Origin of the sequence: Brevibacillus sp. MCWH, assembly GCF_013096935.1 — a bacterium.
GTDB classification, from domain to species: domain Bacteria; phylum Bacillota; class Bacilli; order Brevibacillales; family Brevibacillaceae; genus Brevibacillus; species Brevibacillus aydinogluensis.
In genome coordinates this window covers 1-477 of record NZ_SDLF01000129.1, presented here as the reverse complement: position 1 = coordinate 477, position 477 = coordinate 1, and the positions used below count along the sequence as shown (strand labels likewise).

Annotated in this window: 1 protein-coding gene; it reads right to left on the bottom strand. The window is 49.7% G+C overall.

Features of this window, described 5'->3' with window-relative positions; translation table 11 throughout:
* On the bottom strand, positions 1-169 hold a 169-nt coding region (locus ETC00_RS19710), incomplete at its 3' end, for a LacI family DNA-binding transcriptional regulator (RefSeq protein WP_171567735.1).
* Between the last annotated feature and the right edge of the window lie 308 nt (positions 170-477).

The window sequence follows — 477 nt, the reverse complement described above, 5'->3', positions numbered from 1 at the left end:
GCTGCGCCAGCGCACGGGCGTTGGCGTTCGGGTGATAGCTAAGAGACTCCATTGCATTATGCACAGCCAGCCGGGAAGCTTCACTGGCTTTAGGTGAATTATTAATGACGCGGGAAACGGTGGCGACTGAAACGCCTGCCAGTCGGGCTACATCCTTTATGGTCGCCATGAAAATACCTTAGTGGGTAAACGCTTACATTCTTTCAGTGTTACGGAAAACGCCCGTTGGTTCAAGGGGTGGCGTGTTTTCATCGTGGGAATGTGAGCCAAACGCAAATAAGTAAGACAAAAAAAGAGATTGCAAACCTTTGGTTACACTTTGCGAAACGCTGTTGCGATTGACCGCTGGTGGCGTTTGGCTTCAGGTTGCTAAAGTGGTGATCCCAGAGGTATTGATAGGTGAAGTCAACTTCGGGTTGAGCACATGAATTACACCAGCCTGCGCAGATGCGCAGGTTTTTTTTTGCCGGTCATCAA